Genomic DNA, 15990 nt, shown 5'->3' with positions numbered 1-15990 from the left:
ACGATGTACCTGACCCGGTTCCTCATGAACACCGCCCGGCAGGGCGCGCGCAAGTTGCTCGCCTCGCCGCAGGCGATGCACGCCGCCGTACTGTCCGGCTTCCCCCGTCCCGAGGACCACACCCGCGACGACGCCCGCACCCTGTGGCGCGTCGACCAAGGGCGAGACCGGCAGGTCGTGCTCTACGTCGTGAGCCCGACCGAGCCCGAGCTGACCCACCTCGTCGAGCAGGCCGGCTGGCCGAGGAGCAGCGAGTCCTGGGAGACCCGCCCGTACGACCGCCTGCTCGACTCCCTGGAGAAGGGGCAGCGGTGGGCGTTCCGGTTGACGGCCAACCCCAGCCGCACCGGCCGTAAGACGGAGAACTCGCCGACGACGCAGAGATTCGGTCAGGTCACCGCCACGCAGCAGCTCGAGTGGCTGACCAGCCGGGCCGAGCGGCACGGGTTCACCATTGCCCGCCAGGCTGACGGGGAGCTGAACCTTGTCACCTACGACCGTCAGGTTCGCCGGTTCACCCGCAACCACGGACAACGGCCGGTCACCCTCGTCACGGCCACCTATGACGGCGTCCTCGACATCGAGGACCCGGCCCTGTTCCGTAACGTCCTCACCCGGGGCATCGGCCACGCGCGGGCGTACGGCTGCGGGCTGCTGACCCTCGCGCCCGCGCAGCCGACCTCGTGAAGAAGATCCCGGGTGTGCCGCCGGCTGAACTGGCGGAACTCAACCGTGCGCAGGACCGGATCAGTTTCGTCTACCTCGAACGATGCGTCATCCACCGGGACAGCAACGCGATCACGGCCACTGACGAGAAGGGCGTCGTGCATCTGCCGGCCGCCACGCTCGGGGTCCTCATGCTGGGTCCCGGCACCAGCATCACCCAACAGGCGATGATGCTGATCGCCGACAACGGAGCCACGGTCGTCTGGGTTGGTGAGCACGGCATCCGGTACTACGCACACGGGCGCTCGCTCGCCCGGTCAAGCCGCCTTCTCGTCGCCCAGGCCGCCGCCGTCTCGCACCGGGACCGGCGACTCCAGGTGGCGCGCGCGATGTATCGGATGCGCTTTCCCGGAGAAGACACCAGCGGGCTCACGATGCAACAGTTGCGCGGCAAGGAAGGGGCGAGGGTCCGCCGCTGCTACCGGGAACACTCGCTGCGCACCGGTGTGTCGTGGAACAACCGGGAGTACGACCCGGACAACTTCGACGGCAGTGATCCCGTCAACCAGGCGTTGTCGGCGGCACACGCCTGCCTGTACGGCATCGTGCACGCGGTCATCGTCGCCATCGGCGCATCGCCGGGGCTCGGATTCGTCCACACCGGCCACGAGCGGTCGTTCGTCTACGACATCGCTGACCTGTACAAGGCCGAAATCAGCATTCCCGTCGCCTTCGACATCGCGGCCGGCGAGTCGACCGACATCGGCTCGGACACCCGTCGAGCGGTCCGTGACCGAGTCCACGACGGCGCGCTCCTCGACCGGTGCGTCCGCGACATCCGAAGCCTGCTGTTCACCGATGGCTCGGCCGGACCGATCGACGAGGAACAGCTCGACGAGGAAGCCGGCAGCGATGCCGTACGCCTGTGGGATGAGGGAGGCTACGAACTCGCCGGCGGCCGGAACTACTCCGGGGACGTGGACTTCTGATGACGGTCATCATCCTCACCGCCTGCCCCGAAGGGCTGCGTGGGCACCTGACGCAGTGGCTGCTGGAGATCTCCGCCGGGGTGTACGTGGGACACGTGAACAGCCGGATCCGACAGCGGCTCTGGGCGAAGGTCGTCGAGATGGCCGGGCCAGGCCGGGCACTGCTCGTCTACCAGCGGCCAGGCGAGCAACGACTGACCTTCGAGGTACACGACCATCACTGGGAGCCGGTGGACTTCGACGGGATCTCGCTCATGCGTCGGCCTACGGATCGGAGTTCGTACAACCCAGCAGTGGGGCGGGGATGGAGCAAGGCGTCCAAGCGTCGGAAGTTCGGGCGGAGGGCCCCGGACGGGGCCAGTGGATTGTCGACACCCTCCGGGCAAAGTGAAGGAAAAGGTGGTAGTTGATCTTTAGCGCCCCAGCTCAGGAAGGCTGCTCCCCGCGCACGCGGGGGTGATCCCAGGCCGGACGCCTGCCGCAGGTTGACCAGCGCCTGCTCCCCGCGCACGCGGGGGTGATCCCGTCATCACCAGCGCAGGCCCCGAGGCCACGCACTGCTCCCCGCGCACGCGGGGGTGATCCCACGGTGCGATCCTTGGCGATCAGGGCGACCCCCTGCTCCCCGCGCACGCGGGGGTGATCCCCGGCGCCGGACCTGCCGTTGATCAGTGAGTACCTGCTCCCCGCGCACGCGGGGGTGATCCGAACATGAACCCGAACGGCAGCATGAGCAGCGCCTGCTCCCCGCGCACGCGGGGGTGATCCCGAGGTTCTGCGGGAGGCGACCCAGTCGTACCTGCTGCTCCCCGTGCACGCGGGGGTGATCCGTAGACCGGGCTCAGCATCGGGTCGTCCTAGAACTGCTCCCCGTACGCGGGGGTGATCCCCAGTACGTCATTCGGAAGCTCAGGGCCGCCTGATCATTCCGCGCTCGGCGGCGGGTGCGTGGTCGCCGCATGCCGTCGTCGTAGCGTCGACTCGTGGCGGTACGGTGACCTTCCGTGGCCCGAGCGGGCCGCGCTGACAGGGAGGTGCGCGATGGGAGCGCCGGACGTGGTGGCCCAGCCGGTCGCCGGGCTCGACGAGGTCGACCGGCCGCTGTTCACCTTCTGCGACGACGCGACCGGCGACCGGGTCGCCCTGAGCGCCGGCGACCTGGGCGGCTGGGCGGCGCGCACCGCCGGGCTGTTGCGCGACGGCTGCGGGCTGGCCCCGGGCAGCCGGGTCGCGGTGCTGCTGCCGCCGCACTGGCGTACCGCCGCCGTGTTGCTGGGTGCCTGGTCGGTGGGTCTGGCGGTGTCGTTCCGGCCCCGGGCCACCGCCGGGCTGCCGGTCCTGGAGCCGGGCGGCGACCGGCCGTACGACGCGGTGTGTGTCACCCCGGAGCGGCTGGACGACTGGCTGGAGGACGTGCCCGACGGGGTGCACCGCTACCTCGTCGGCACCGGGCGCGGCCCGCTGGCGGACGTGCCGGTGGGCTGGCTCGACTGGGACGCCGAGGTGCTCCGGCACACCGACGCGCCGCCCGATTATGCCGGCGTCCACCCGGCGGAGGCGGCCACCCCCGACGGCACGAGCTTCGGCGCGTGGGGTCGCCTCGCCAGGGAGATGGCCGACCAGTTCGGCCTGCGGTCGGGTGACCGGCTGCTGGTCGACGCGGCCGAGCACGAGCAGCCGTTGAAGTGGCTCCTGGCCCCGCTGTCGGTCGGCGCGTCGGTGGTCGTCTGCGCCAACCTGGACCGGTCCCGCCTCGACGCCCGGATCGCCGCCGAGGGGATCACCCGGGTGCTCTGACCGGCGACGCCATGCCGGGCAGGTGGGGGTATCCGAGCGGCGGGATACCGCCGCCTGCCCGACATTCGAGCAGAGGAGCGGGGCGTCAGCGCCGGCCGAAGACCTTCGCGGCGGGGCCGAGCCGGAGCAGGACCGTCTCGCCCGTGGCGTCCTGGACGCCGTCGTTGTCGGTGATCGCGTACACCTGGCCGTTGCCGGCCACGGTCAGGCCCTCCAGTTTCTCCTGGGTCCAGCCGTTGGTGGCGCGCAGCGCCGGCAGCACGTCGACGGCGAGCGTCTTCGGCAGCACCGCCAGCGGGCCCGGCGCGGCCGGGCCGGCGGGCATCGGCACGGTGTAGACGCGCTTGAGCGCGGCGGCGGGGCCGTTCAGCTTGTCCCGTTCGATGATGGCGAGCCGGTCGCCGACGACGGTCACCTCGGACAGCCCGATCCAGTCGCCCGCGACGGCGGTGGACTCCAGCCGGTAGCCGAACCAGCTCCACGTCCCGGCGGTCACGTCGTAGCGGCCGATGCGGGCGACGCCCGCCGGGTCGGTGGACACCTCGCGCTGGAGCACCGCCCAGACGATCTCCCGGCCGTGCCGGTCGGTGCTGGCGGCGACCCCCTCGAAGCCCTGCTTGCCGAGCCCGGCGGCGACCTCCGCCGGCAGGGCCACGGTCTGCCGGGTCCGCCCGGCGGCGTCGAGCCGGACCAGCTTGTTCTCCGCGCCCTTGGCACCCTCGACCGCGAGCCAGAAGCCGCCCTGCGGGCGGGCGAAGATCCCCTCCGCGTCGTAGGCGGCCGGGTTGCCGTCGGCGTCGGCCACGGGCAGGGAGTCGGTGATCACCGCCGGGGACCGGCCGGCGTCGACCGTGAAGATCCGGGTCGGGGTGTACGCCGCGTCGGTGACGCTGTAGAGCTGCTGCGGTCGGCCCGGGGCGGCGGAGAGGGCACCGAGCGCCCCCCAGCCGATCGGCGCTCCCTGCGCGTCGTCTGCCGAGACGAGGCTCGGGAAGCCGGGGCTGCCCCCGCCGAGCCGGTAGAGCGACACCGAGGCGCGGACGCCCGCGTCGGCGTCGTCGGTCTCGCTGGAGACGGCGAGGAGCCCCCGCGACGGGATCGGCAGCAGCCCCTCCGGGCCGTTGGTGGTGGGCAGGACCTGCCGGAAGACCGGGGCGGTGGGCCGGCTGAGGTCGTAGACGGCGACGAAGTTGCTCCGCTCCGAGCCGACGAACGCGTACCGCACGCCGCCGTACTCGGCGATCGCCACGCCCTCCGGCTCGGTGCCCTTCTTCGCGGCCCGGTCCTCGTTGTGCAGGCCGTGGCGGACGGCGAGGCGCTCGAAGGTGTTGCCGGCGTCCCAGGCCACCTGGCCGGTCCGGCTGTCGAAGACGGACCAGCCGCGGGTCCCGCCCCGCCAGTCGCCCTCGTTGGCGGTGGCCAGGTAGCGGTCGTCCACCCAGGCGACGGCGTCGGGCTCGCGGGGCACGTCGGTGATCGAGCCGGTCAGCTCGATCCGGCCGTCCTTGCCGGTGTCGATGCCGCCGACCGAGGCGGTGCCGGCGCTGAAGGCCCGGGTGATCCGGCCGGTGGGCAGGTCGACCAGGACGATGCCGTTGTTCTCCTGGAGGGTGACCGCGAGCTGGTTGCGTCCGTTGATCGAGACGTACTCGGGTTCCGGGTCGGTGGGCTCGGTGATCCCGGCGGCGGCCAGCGCCGGCAGGGCCTGCCCGTCGGCGGCGGTCAGCGGCACGGTCCGCAGCGTCCACCGCTGCGGCGTCGACCTGCCGTCGAGGTCGACGATCTGCACGAAGCCGGCAGGGGCCTGGGGCAGGTCGCCCTTCTTGCGGCCGGGCGGGGTGGCGTCCTCGTCGCGCTCGTTCTCGATGGCGATCGCCGCGTACCGCTGGTCGTGGCTGATGGCGATCGAGTCCGGCTGGCCGCCGAGGTCGATGCTGCGGACCCGCTGGCGGGTGGCCAGCTCGATGACGTCGAGGCGGCCGGAGGGGGCCGTGTAGCTGGCGCTGGTGTTGACCACGACCAGGACGTAGCGGCCGACGACGGCCACCGAGGTGGGCTCGTCTTCGGCGTCGCCGAGCTGGGCGAGGGAGAGCGTGCCGAGCCCGCGCGGCCGGTCCGGGCGGGAGATGTCGAGGAACCCGATCCGGCGTGCCGCCGCGTCGGTGTAGACCAGGGTGCGGCCGTCGGGGCTGACCGCCGAGATCTCGGCGACCGTCTCCGTCGCCGGGTCCTCGCCGGCCGGCCGGTTCTGGAACACGGGGTAGGTGGCGGCGCGGTCGAAGATGCGGCCCCCGGCGGGGTGGTGCCGGCCGGCGTCGGCGGGGCCGGCGGCGGCCAGCGTGCCCGTGATGGCCAGCGCCGCGGCGACGATGCCGGCCGTCGGGGTGAGGGTGTGTTTCGGTGTCACGTCGTCCTCCGTCTTGTCGCTGCGACGGAGGCTGGCACGCAGGGCCGAGCGTGAGCTGTCCCGGCCGTGAACGGCGGGCGAACAACCTCAGGCCAGGCCCTGCGTGGGCGCGACGACCGGGGTGTGGGGAGCGGGCCTCAGCAGGTGGTGTTGCCGCCCGGTACCCAGCCGTCGATGGCCGGGTCCTCGGCGCCGTGGCCGTAGATCCAGACGTCGTCGTCCTCCGCCCAGACCTGGCCGTGCCAGCGGAAGCCCCGCCCGGCGGTCAGGGTGCGCAGGACCTGGGCGTGCGGGGCGGCCCGCAGCCAGGTGTTCTGCGTGAGGTTGCAGACGATGCCCCACGCGTCGCTCGCCGAGGCGGCCGTGGGAGCCACGGCGGAGCCGGCGAGAGCGACGGTGGCGACCGTCAGTGCGGACAGGATTCGGCGCTTCACTCGGGTCCCTTCGACGGGTGTCGGTGACGGTTCCCGATTGTGCCACTGTGGACTGACATCCGAGCGCCCATGCAAGGTCCTCGATGGCAGCGGGGTGGTGGCATCCGGCCGCCGTGACACCGCCACCCCACCGGGCTGGGGTCGACCGAGCAGGGTGGCCGGTCAGCCGAGGGCGGCGGCGAACATGCCGGGCTGGTAGGAGCCGCCCCGCTGGTGCACGATCACGGCCAGCCGGTTGGCGGCGTTGATCAGGGCGACCAGGCAGACCAACGCGGCGATCTGGTCGTCGTCGTAGTGCCTGCGCACCTCGGCCCAGGTCTCGTCGGACACGCCCTGGTGGGCGTCGGCGAGCCGGCTGCCCTCCTCGGCGAGCGCCAGCGCGGCCCGCTCCGCCTCCGTGAAGACCGTCGACTCGCGCCAGGCGGCGACCAGGTGCAGCCGGACCTGGCTCTCGCCGCCGGCGGCGGCCTCCTTGGTGTGCATGTCGATGCACCAGCCGCAGCCGTTGATCTGGCTGGCCCGCAGCGACACCAGCTCCTGCGTGGCCTTCGGCAGCGGCGACTGCTGGACCACCATGCCGGCGTTGGCGAACCGCTTGGCGAACCTCGTGGCCAGCTCGTTGCTGAACAGGTCGAATCGGGCTTCCATGGCTTCCGTCCTTCGCTCGTTGCCCCGGAGATGGGACGAACACGAGATGCCGGCGCCCGGCCCCCCGTGACGGCCGGGGTCGGGTGACGATCGCCACAGGTGGAGGTGTCACACGGCGGCCTGGACCGGCGTCTGATGGGCGACGCAGCCGAGAGCGAAGCGACGCAGCCGAGAACGAACGGGGCCGACCATGGTGGGTACACCGCAGACCGCAGCCGACGCTGGCCGGGGCACCGGGTCGCCGGACCCGGCCACCGAGGCGTTCCTCACCCACCGGAACCTGCTGTTCACCGTCGCGTACGAGCTGCTCGGCTCGGCCGCCGACGCGGAGGACATCCTCCAGGAGACGTGGCTGCGGTGGGCGGGCGTGGACCTCGGTGTGGTGCGGGACCAACGCGCCTACCTGGTGCGGATCACCACCCGCCAGGCGCTCACCCGGCTGCGCGCGGTCGGCCGTCGCCGGGAGTCCTACGTCGGCCCCTGGCTGCCCGAGCCGCTGCTCACCGCGCCCGACGTGGCCGACGACGTCGCGCTCGCCGACAGCGTGTCGATGGCGATGCTGCTGGTGCTGGAGACCCTCGGTCCGACCGAACGGGCGGTGTTCGTGCTGCGCGAGGTGTTCGACCTCGGGTACGACGAGATCGCCGAAGCCGTCGACAAGAGTCCCGCCGCGGTCCGGCAGATCGCGCACCGGGCCCGGTCGCACGTGGCGGCGCGCCGGCCGCGCCGGGTCGTGCCGGCGGCCGAGACCCGCACCGTGCTCGACGCGTTCCGGCGGGCGGTCGAGACCGGCGACCTGCAAGGGTTGCTCGACCTGCTCGCCCCGGACGTCGTCCTGCTCGGCGACGGCGGCGGAGTCAAGCAGGCCGTCCTGCGGCCCGTCGTGGGCGCCGACAAGGTGGCCCGTCTGCTCACCGGCGGGTGGGGCCGGGTCGCCGCTGTCACGTCGTTGCAGCCGACGCAGGTCAACGGCAACCCGGCGCTCGTCGTCCGGCTCGACGGGGAACTCGACACCGTGCTGGCCGTGCACGTCGACGACGGCCGCATCGGCGGGCTCTACGCCGTACGCAATCCCGAGAAGCTGTCGCACATGGCGAAGGAGACCAGGCTGAGCCGCTGAGCCGGTCGAGCCGGCGTCAGTCCACGCTGGGCAGCGGCGGGCCGAGGACGTCGTCGGCGTCCACGATCGTGTACGCGTAGCCCTGCTCCGCCAGGAAGCGCTGCCGGTGCGCCGCGTACTCGGTGTCGATGGTGTCCCGGGAGACGACCGTGTAGAAGTGCGCCTGCCGCCCGTCGGCCTTCGGCCGCAGCACCCGGCCCAGCCGCTGCGCCTCCTCCTGCCGCGACCCGAACGTGCCCGACACCTGGATCGCCACCGCCGCCTCGGGCAGGTCGATGGAGAAGTTGCCGACCTTCGAGATCACCAGCGTGCGTACCTCGCCCGACCGGAACGCGTCGAACAGCCGCTCCCGCTCCTTGTTCGTGGTGGAGCCCTGCACGATCGGCGCGTCCAGGTATTCGCCGAGCTGGTGCAGCTGGTCGAGGAAGCCGCCGATGACGAGCACCTGCTCCTGGGGATGCCGGTCGACGAGCGCCCGCACCACCGGCAGCTTCGTGCGGGCGGTCGCCGCCATCCGGTAGCGCTCCTCCGCCTCCGCCGTCGCGTACGACATCCGCTCGGCGTCGGTGAGGGTCACCCGTACCTCGGTGCACTGCGCCGGGGCGATCCAGCCCTGCTGCTCGATGTCCTTCCACGGCGCGTCGTACCGCTTGGGCCCGATCAGGCTGAACACGTCGCCCTCCCGGCCGTCCTCGCGGACCAGGGTCGCGGTGAGGCCGAGGCGGCGGCGGGCCTGGAGGTCCGCGGTGAACCGGAAGATCGGCGCGGGCAGCAGGTGCACCTCGTCGTAGACGACCAGGCCCCAGTCGCGGGCCCCGAACAGGTCCAGGTGGGTGAACGCGCCGCCGCGCCGCGAGGTGAGCACCTGGTACGTGGCGATGGTGACCGGCCGGATCTCCTTGCGCTCACCGCTGTACTCGCCAATCTCCTCCTCGGTCAGCGAGGTGCGGGCGATCAGCTCCCGCTTCCACTGCCGACCGGCGACCGTGTTGGTGACCAGGATCAGCGTGGTGGCCTTCGCCTCGGCCATGGCCGCCGCCCCGACCAGGGTCTTGCCCGCGCCGCAGGGCAGCACCACCACGCCGGACCCGCCGGCCCAGAACGCCTCCACGGCCTCCCGCTGGTACGACCGCAGCGTGAACGGCCTACCGCCGTCCTTGCCGCCCTCGGCCAGCTCGATGGGGTGCGCCTCGCCGTCGACGTACCCGGCGAGGTCCTCCGCCGGCCAGCCCAGCTTCAGCAGCGCCTGCTTGAGCCGCCCCCGCTCCGACGGGTGCACCGCGATCGTGTCGTCGTCGAGCTTCGCGCCGAGCATCCCGGCCAGCTTCTTGCTCTTGGCGACCTCGATCAGCACCACCCGGTCCAGGGCGCGCAGCACCAGGCCGTGCGCCGGATCGTTGGCGAGCTGGAGCCGGCCGTACCGGTCCATCGTCTCGGCCACGTCGACCAGCAGCGCGTGCGGCACCGGGTAGCGGCTATATTTCAGCAGCGCGTCCACCACGGCCTCGGCGTCGTGGCCGGCGGCGCGGGCGTTCCACAGGCCCAGCGGGGTCAGCCGGTAGGTGTGCACGTGCTCCGGCGAGCGTTCCAGCTCGGCGAACGGGGCGATCGCCATCCGGCAGGACTGGGCGTCGGGGTGGTCGATCTCCAGCAGCAGCGTCTTGTCCGACTGCACGATCAGTGGTCCACCGCTCACGCCGGTGTCCTCCCTCTGCCCTGGTCAACGGCCGTCCGGCGGGCGGCTACCCGCCCCGGGCCGACCATCCAGTGTTGCACGAAGCCCGAATGGGGCCGAAAATTCGGACACCAGGTGCAACCATTCCGGTACGTCCGGCGTCTAGGCAGTGGACGACCGACCCGGGGAGGCCTCATGAGACAGGTTCGCTTCAGCGCCCGGGTCGTCGCCCTGGCCGTGGTCACGCTGGTCGGCGTCGGTGCGTGCACGCCCGAACGCCAGGCCGACCCGGGTGGCCGTGGAGGAGGGCTCGCCCAGGCCGGCTCGGCGGAACGGGAAACGGGGGCGGGCGGCTCGTCCGGCTCCGACCAGCGGACCCGGCCGGAACCGAAACCCACCCGCACGAAGGCCAAGCCGAAGCCGAAGCCCACCCCGACGAAGGCGAAGCCGAAGCCGAAGCCCGCGCCGAAGCCGGCCGGCTGCCCGCTGGGCGAGCACCAGCGCGAGGTGGAGACCTACCTCGCCCGGCTGGGCGGCTTCGGGCGGGTGACCGTCGACGGCCGCCAGTCCGCCGCCGACTGCGCCGCCATCAAGAAGTTCCAGCAGCGGTACGACGTCCGCCCCGCCGCCGGTCGCGCCGGCCCCACCACGTACGACGTGGCGAAGCGCCTCGCCACCACCGACACGAAGCGCTGCAAGGCCGCCTCCTCCGGCACCACGTTCTGCATCGACCTGACCCGGCAGACCACGTGGGCGCTGCGCGGCGGCAAGGTGGTGTGGGGCCCGACGGTCACCCGCACCGGCATGAAGGGCTACGCCACCCCCGCCGGCACCTTCACTATCAACTACCGCAACGTCAAGGAGTGGTCCGACCCGTACGAGGTGTGGCTGCCCTACTGGCAGCACTTCACGCAGGGCATGGGCTACCACCAGACCACCACCTACCTGCACGACAAGTCGATCGGCTCGCACGGCTGCGTCAACCTCCTCCCCGCCGACGCCCTCCGCGCCTGGGAGTTGGGCAAGGTCGGCAGCCGGGTGGTCCTCTTCGGCCGCCGGCCCGGCACGTGACGAGCGACGACGAGCCCGCACGAGCCGACGAGGTGTCGGCGGCGACCCTGCTCGCGTACGCGACCGCCGCCGTGCTCCTCGTCGGCTGGTTCCTCTACGGCTGGCTCGTCCAGCGGCAGGGCTTCGTCGCCTCCGTCGGCGAGTCCGCCGGGGCCGGGTTCGCCCTGCTGCTGGCCGTGTCGGTGGTCGGCACCGTGCGCCGCAGCCGCCGCTGACGCCACCCGCCGGCGGCGACGCCGACCCGGCGGCCGGGCGGCTCAGGTGCCCTCCAGCACCGCCGCGGTGATCCGGTGCAGCGCGAACGTGTGCAGCATCTCCGTGCGTTCGTCCTCGGCGCGCAGGTAGCCCGCGCCGATCGACACCGGCCGGACCAGCCGCGACGCGGTCGCCCCGTGCGCGTCGACGTAGCCCACCCAGACCAGCGCCTTGTCCCGCACCGCCTGCTGCAACACCGCCAGGGCGTCGGCGTGGCCGTGCACCGGGGCCGGGCCGGTGCGCGCCGGCGTGCCGCGTACCACCGCCGGGGCCCGCCGGGCGGCCCGCGCCGCCGCCTCGCCCCGCCGGATCTGCTCCACCACCCCGAGCAGGCGGGGCAGGGCCAGCTTCGGCGACGCCAACGGATCCACCGTCCGGCCCACCGGGGCCCGCCCGGGGGCCCGCCGGATCCGTGGCCGGGTCAGCACCGCCGCCCCGGCGGCGTCCTCCGGCACCGGGGCGTACCCGGCGTCGCGCAACGCCAGCAGCATCCGGTTCACCTGATAAGGCGTGACCAGCACCGTCGGGGCCAGCCGCCGGAACGCCAGCGCCTCCAGCCGCCGGTCGGCGAGCACCTCCGCCAGCAGCGCCTCGTCGTCGCTGCGCACGTACCCACCGGCGGAGCCGACCCGCAGCCCGCCGTGCTTGCGCGCCACGTCGTCCACCAGGTACGTCAGCCCCTGCGGCACCGGCGTGCGGGACCGGCGGCGGAACAGGTCGTGCAGGTCGTCGGCCGAGTAGCCGGCGTCCAGGGCCCGGCGCACGCTGGCCGTGGTGACCCGGTGCACGCTCGCCCCGCCCGCCGACTCGTGCTCCGCCACCACCTCCAGCTCGCCGGCGAGCGCCGGGTCGGGCGGGCCGGGCACCACCACCGTCAGGTCGGCCTGCACCAGGAAGTGGTCGACCGGCGCGGGCAGCAGCCCGTCCAGCGCCCGCACGGCCGTGGACGTGTCCTCGGCGTCGGCGCGCAACCCCAGCGGGTCGTCGCCGCCCCGCTCGTCGCCCTCGGCCACGTCGGCCAGCAGCAGCCGCCCGTACGAGGTGAGCGCCCCCAGCCCCGTCACGCCCAGCCGGGCCGCCTCGACCAGGGCCTCCCGGTGCGCGGCCTCCCGGCCCCGGCTGCGTCGGGGGGCCCGCCAGTCGAGCAGCCCCAGCACCTCATCCGGGGTGGGCGCGACGGCCGGCTCCAGGTCGGCCAGCACCGCCAGCACGGCCCGGCGAGCGGCCGGCGCCCCCGCCCGTTCCGCCTCCGGCGAGAGCGCGCCGATCGGGCGGTCCCGGTCGTCGCGCTGCCCGACGAGGCCCACCTGGCGGGTCATCAGCAGCCAGGCCCGGGCCAACTGCTCCCAGCGTCGGGCCAGCGACACGGCCCGCCACACCTCGTATCCGCCGGTGGGCAGGACCTGCTGGTCGGCGCCGTACCGGGTGGTCGTCGCCCCGGACAGCTCCAGCTCGCCGGCCAGCCCCGCCGCGTACGCCACCTCCAGCAGCAGGGCGGTCGTCGCCTCGTCCAGGGCGAGGGCCTTCGCCAGCCGGCGCAGGTCACGCACCCCGATCCCGCCCGAGCGCAGCACGGGAGCCGGCTCGGCGGCGAGGAGCTCCAGCAGCGCCTCGGTGTGGCGTACCACCTCCATGGTCTGCCCGGCCCCGGCGGAGTCGACGGCCTTCGCCTCGCGCGCGACGGCGGCCACCGGAGGTGGGCTGGTGCGCAGCGGCCCGAGGGGGCCGCTGTCGCGGCGCAGCAGCAGGCCGACCTCGCGGGGCAGCTCCACCGTGCCGGCGGACACCGCCACCAGCAGCCGGCTGTCGACCAGCCAGCGCACCGGCGACCCGGTGGGCGCGCCGCCGTTGGTCGGGTCCGGCGGCACGCTGTCCTCCGCCCCGAGCGGCGGGGCCTGGAGCGCGCCCGGGGGCACGCTGCCCACCGGCGGGCCGGCGGCGAGCCGGTCCAGGATCGCCCGCGCCGACGGGGGCGCGGCCAGCAGCGTGCGGCGCAGCTTCGCCGGGTCCGCGCAAAGGGCCGCCGTGCGCGCGTCCAGCTCCGTCGCGGGTCGACCCAGCCCCGCCGGGTACGGGGCGACCTCGTCGACGCCGTCGACCACGCGCAGGGCGTGCTCGGGCCCGTACAGCAGGAACAGCGCGCGCAGCTTGTGCACCGCGCCCCGGATGGTGGCCGGGGCGGGCGGGCGCGGCCCGGCGGTGGCCATGGCGAGGACGGCCTCGGTGGAGGTGGTGCCGTCGTCCGGGTCCCGGGTGAGCCGGGCGGCGTCGAGGATCTGGAGGGTGAACTGGTCCAGCCCGTCCAGCGCCCGGGCCACCGACACCCGGGACTGGGCCCGGACCGCGAGCGCGGACACGTCGGCCGGCACGGGCACGACGAGGTCCGGCCGCAGCTGGAGCAGGGCGGCCAGGGACTCGTCGGGCAGCGTCCGCAGGTGGTCGGCGAGTGAGGTCGTCATCGTCGTTCCACGCTAGCCCGGGACGGGGCCCGCGCGCCCCTCGGACGTCCGGCTGGACCCGCCGGCCGGGTAGGTTCTCGGCATGCCCCCGCTGACCGTCGGCTTCGACCTCGACATGACCCTCGTCGACTCGCGTCCCGGCATCGCCGCGGCGTACCGGGCGCTGACGGCGCGCACCGGCGTGCCCGTGGACGCCGACGCGGCGGTGTCCCGGCTCGGCCCGCCGCTGCGGGTGGAGATCGCCCGCTGGTTTCCGCCGGAGCAGGTCGACTCGGCCGTCGAGGCGTTCCGCGAGCTGTATCCGGCGTACGCGGTTACGCCCACGCTGCCGATGCCCGGCGCGGTCGAGGCCATCGAGGCGGTGCACGCCCACGGCGGCCGGGTCGTGGTCGTCACCTCGAAGCTGGGCCGGCTGGCCCGGCTGCACCTGGACCACCTCGGGCTGGCCGTCGACGAGCTGGCCGGTGACCTCTTCGCCGAGGGGAAGGCGACGGCGCTGCGCGCGCACGGCGCGACCCTGTACGTCGGCGACCACACCGCCGACATGGTCGCCGCAGAGGCGGCGGGCGTGCCGGGCGTGGCGGTCGCCACGGGCCCCTGCTCGGCCGAGGAGCTGCGCTCGGCCGGGGCCAGCCTGGTCTTGACCGACCTCACCGGATTCCCGGCGGCGCTCACCACCATGATCCGGCTAGCCTTGGAGCAGTAGACGTCTCAAGTGAAGCAGGGGTTCTCAGGTGCCGACGGGTCGAGTGAAGTGGTATGACGCGGCCAAGGGATACGGGTTCGTCACCAGCGACGAGGGTGGCGACGTGTTCCTGCCGAAGGGCGCGCTGCCGGCGGGTGTCACCGACCTCAAGGGTGGTCAGCGGGTCGACTTCAGCGTGGTGGACAGCCGTCGGGGCGCGCAGGCGATGGGGGTCAAGCTGCTGGAGGCCCCGCCATCGGTGGCGGAGCTGCGCCGCCGGCCGGCGGAGGAGCTGCACGGCCTCGTGGAAGACATGATCAAGGTGCTGGAGGCGAAGGTCCAGCCGGACCTGCGGCGGGGGCGGTTCCCCGACAAGAAGACGGCGCAGAAGATCGCTCAGCTGGTCCACGCGGTGGCGCGCGAGCTGGAGGTCTGAGGGCCGGCGGTCCGGGGCACGAGCCCGGCGTCGGCGGCCCGGCCCAGCAGCGCCTCCACGGCGGCGAACCCCGCGCCCCCCAGGTCCGCGGTGAACTCGTTGACGTAGAGGGCGATGTGCCGGTCCACCACGTCGGGCTCCATCTCCTGCGCGTGGGAGAGCACGTACGCCCGGCTGGCCTCCGGGTCGGCCCACGCCTGGCGTACCGACTCGCGGATCCAGCCGGCCGCCTCGACCGGGTCGACCGTGCCCCGGCGGGCCAGGATCGCGCCGAGCGGGATCGGCAGCCCCGTGGTGCCCTCCCACCACTCGCCGAGGTCGACCAGGGCGGTCAGCCCGTGCCGCTGGTAGGTGAAGCGGGCCTCGTGGATCACCAGCCCGGCGTCGTACCGGCCGGCCGCCACGGCAGGCATGATCTCGTGGAACGGGACCACCTCGATCCGCGCCGGCGGCCGCTCGGCCGCCCAGAGCCGGAACAGCAGGTACGCCGTCGTCCGGTCGCCGGGCACCGCCACCGTGGCCCCGCCCAGGTCGGCGGTGCCGGTCTGCCCGTTGCCGGCCCGGTCGGGGCGGGTCAGCACGAGCGGCCCGCAGCCCCGGCCGAGCGCGCCCCCGCAGGGCAGCAGGTGGTAGTCGTCCAGCAGCCACGGCAGCGCCGCATAGCTCACCTTCACCAGGTCGAACGCGCCCCGCTCCGCGGCGGTGTTCGTGACGTCCACGTCCGCGTAGGTGACCTCGACCGGCGGCGCGCCGGGCACCCGGCCGTGCACCAGGGCGTCGAAGACGAACGTGTCGTTGGGGCAGGGCGAGATCGCCAGGGTGAGCGCCACGCCCCCACCGTATCCCCGCCCGCGCTCTGCCCCACCACCCGCTCGGCGCGGGGTGCCCGCCGGGCGGCGACGGTCCTGCCCGGGCGGCGACGGTGCGGGCGGGCTCCGGGTACTTCTTCCGCCCGCTAGGGAGCTGATGTCGTGGATGACTCAGCGAACGGGCTGGTGCCGAACAGGTTGATGCCGGGCAGGCCGGACCCCGGGGAAGGGCGGTTCCCGACATACCGGGAATGGGCATGCCGGCCCTCCTTCGCTGCGCGTCGGCCTGCGGCCCCGCCGGCCCGCGTCGCCCCGCGCTGTCTTGCGAGCCCGCTTCCCCGCCCCGCGCTCGTCCGGGGCTGCGGGCCGCTTGTGCTGCCCCGCCCCGCACTGTTTTGCGAGCCTGCCGCGCCGCCCGTGCTCGTCTTGCGAATCCCGCCGTGCCGCCTCGCGCTGGCTTTTGGGTCTGCCGTGCCGCCTCGCGCTGGCTTCTGGGCCTGCCGTGCCGCCTTGCCTCGCGCCGCCCCCTGCCCTGTGCC

Annotated in this window: 15 protein-coding genes and 1 CRISPR repeat array; of the genes, 9 read left to right on the top strand and 6 right to left on the bottom strand. The window is 73.9% G+C overall.

The genetic code is table 11. The annotated features are described in order from the left end of the window. The first annotated feature begins 3 nt into the window (after positions 1 to 3). The 4 genes from cas6e (at position 4) to HDA31_RS27235 (ending at position 3452) form a co-directional block, all read left to right on the top strand. Positions 4 to 687 carry a type I-E CRISPR-associated protein Cas6/Cse3/CasE gene (cas6e, locus tag HDA31_RS27250; protein ID WP_178063043.1) on the top strand — a complete coding sequence of 228 codons (684 nt, stop codon included), beginning with the start codon at positions 4 to 6 and terminating at the stop codon, positions 685 to 687. After that, a complete protein-coding gene (gene cas1e / locus HDA31_RS27245) occupies positions 684 to 1655 on the top strand; it encodes a type I-E CRISPR-associated endonuclease Cas1e (RefSeq protein WP_178063044.1) in 972 nt (323 codons plus the stop codon). Before cas6e ends, cas1e begins: the two co-directional genes overlap by 4 nt. Continuing rightward, positions 1655 to 2065: a type I-E CRISPR-associated endoribonuclease Cas2e gene (gene cas2e / locus HDA31_RS27240; protein ID WP_178063045.1), complete on the top strand. Its 411-nt coding sequence runs from the start codon at positions 1655 to 1657 to the stop codon at positions 2063 to 2065. Before cas1e ends, cas2e begins: the two co-directional genes overlap by 1 nt. A 25-nt stretch (positions 2066 to 2090) precedes the next feature. Beyond that, a CRISPR array of direct repeats spans positions 2091 to 2486; the repeat unit is 29 nt; unit sequence CTGCTCCCCGCGCACGCGGGGGTGATCCC. 210 nt (positions 2487 to 2696) lie between these two features. After that, positions 2697 to 3452 carry a TIGR03089 family protein gene (locus HDA31_RS27235; protein WP_178063046.1) on the top strand — a complete coding sequence of 252 codons (756 nt, stop codon included), beginning with the start codon at positions 2697 to 2699 and terminating at the stop codon, positions 3450 to 3452. Positions 3453 to 3537: 85 nt separating this feature from the next. On the opposite strand, the gene HDA31_RS27230 is transcribed toward HDA31_RS27235, so the two are convergent. From HDA31_RS27230 to HDA31_RS27220, 3 genes are all read right to left on the bottom strand, one after another. After that, positions 3538 to 5859: an esterase-like activity of phytase family protein gene (locus HDA31_RS27230; protein WP_178063047.1), complete on the bottom strand. Its 2322-nt coding sequence runs from the start codon at positions 5857 to 5859 to the stop codon at positions 3538 to 3540. A 137-nt stretch (positions 5860 to 5996) separates the two neighbouring features. Then, the gene (locus tag HDA31_RS27225; protein ID WP_074475262.1) at positions 5997 to 6293 is read right to left on the bottom strand and encodes a hypothetical protein; all 297 of its coding nucleotides are present in this window, start codon (positions 6291 to 6293) and stop codon (positions 5997 to 5999) included. 162 nt (positions 6294 to 6455) lie between these two features. Continuing rightward, positions 6456 to 6941, bottom strand: a complete 486-nt coding sequence (locus HDA31_RS27220; protein WP_178063048.1) for a carboxymuconolactone decarboxylase family protein — start codon at positions 6939 to 6941, stop codon at positions 6456 to 6458. A gap of 190 nt (positions 6942 to 7131) precedes the next feature. On the opposite strand from HDA31_RS27220, the gene HDA31_RS27215 reads away from it, so the two are divergent. After that, positions 7132 to 8061, top strand: a complete 930-nt coding sequence (locus HDA31_RS27215; RefSeq protein WP_178063049.1) for an RNA polymerase sigma-70 factor — start codon at positions 7132 to 7134, stop codon at positions 8059 to 8061. 16 nt (positions 8062 to 8077) lie between these two features. Here the strand turns inward: HDA31_RS27215 and HDA31_RS27210 are convergent, their stop codons facing one another. Next, complete coding sequence (locus HDA31_RS27210) at positions 8078 to 9757, bottom strand: DNA repair helicase XPB (RefSeq protein WP_074475259.1); 1680 nt, start codon at positions 9755 to 9757, stop codon at positions 8078 to 8080. A 174-nt stretch (positions 9758 to 9931) separates the two neighbouring features. Between HDA31_RS27210 and HDA31_RS27205 the strand changes: the two genes are divergently transcribed. Together HDA31_RS27205 and HDA31_RS27200 are read left to right on the top strand one after the other, a co-directional pair. Continuing rightward, positions 9932 to 10807 carry a L,D-transpeptidase family protein gene (locus HDA31_RS27205; protein WP_178063050.1) on the top strand — a complete coding sequence of 292 codons (876 nt, stop codon included), beginning with the start codon at positions 9932 to 9934 and terminating at the stop codon, positions 10805 to 10807. Further along, complete coding sequence (locus tag HDA31_RS27200; RefSeq protein WP_074475257.1) at positions 10804 to 11022, top strand: hypothetical protein; 219 nt, start codon at positions 10804 to 10806, stop codon at positions 11020 to 11022. Before HDA31_RS27205 ends, HDA31_RS27200 begins: the two co-directional genes overlap by 4 nt. Positions 11023 to 11064: 42 nt before the next feature. Here the strand turns inward: HDA31_RS27200 and HDA31_RS27195 are convergent, their stop codons facing one another. Continuing rightward, complete coding sequence (locus HDA31_RS27195) at positions 11065 to 13521, bottom strand: helicase-associated domain-containing protein (protein WP_178063051.1); 2457 nt, start codon at positions 13519 to 13521, stop codon at positions 11065 to 11067. An 82-nt stretch (positions 13522 to 13603) separates the two neighbouring features. Between HDA31_RS27195 and HDA31_RS27190 the strand changes: the two genes are divergently transcribed. Then, positions 13604 to 14227: an HAD family hydrolase gene (locus HDA31_RS27190; RefSeq protein WP_178063052.1), complete on the top strand. Its 624-nt coding sequence runs from the start codon at positions 13604 to 13606 to the stop codon at positions 14225 to 14227. Positions 14228 to 14255: 28 nt separating this feature from the next. After that, complete coding sequence (locus HDA31_RS27185) at positions 14256 to 14642, top strand: cold-shock protein (protein WP_007074225.1); 387 nt, start codon at positions 14256 to 14258, stop codon at positions 14640 to 14642. On the opposite strand, the gene HDA31_RS27180 is transcribed toward HDA31_RS27185, so the two are convergent. Further along, complete coding sequence (locus HDA31_RS27180) at positions 14603 to 15472, bottom strand: 1,4-dihydroxy-6-naphtoate synthase (protein ID WP_178063053.1); 870 nt, start codon at positions 15470 to 15472, stop codon at positions 14603 to 14605. The two genes, HDA31_RS27185 and HDA31_RS27180, sit on opposite strands and share 40 nt — an antisense overlap. Positions 15473 to 15990: the final 518 nt, after the last annotated feature.

This window comes from Micromonospora carbonacea (assembly GCF_014205165.1).
GTDB lineage: Bacteria > Actinomycetota > Actinomycetes > Mycobacteriales > Micromonosporaceae > Micromonospora > Micromonospora carbonacea.
This window is presented reverse-complemented; position numbering and strand designations above follow the sequence as displayed.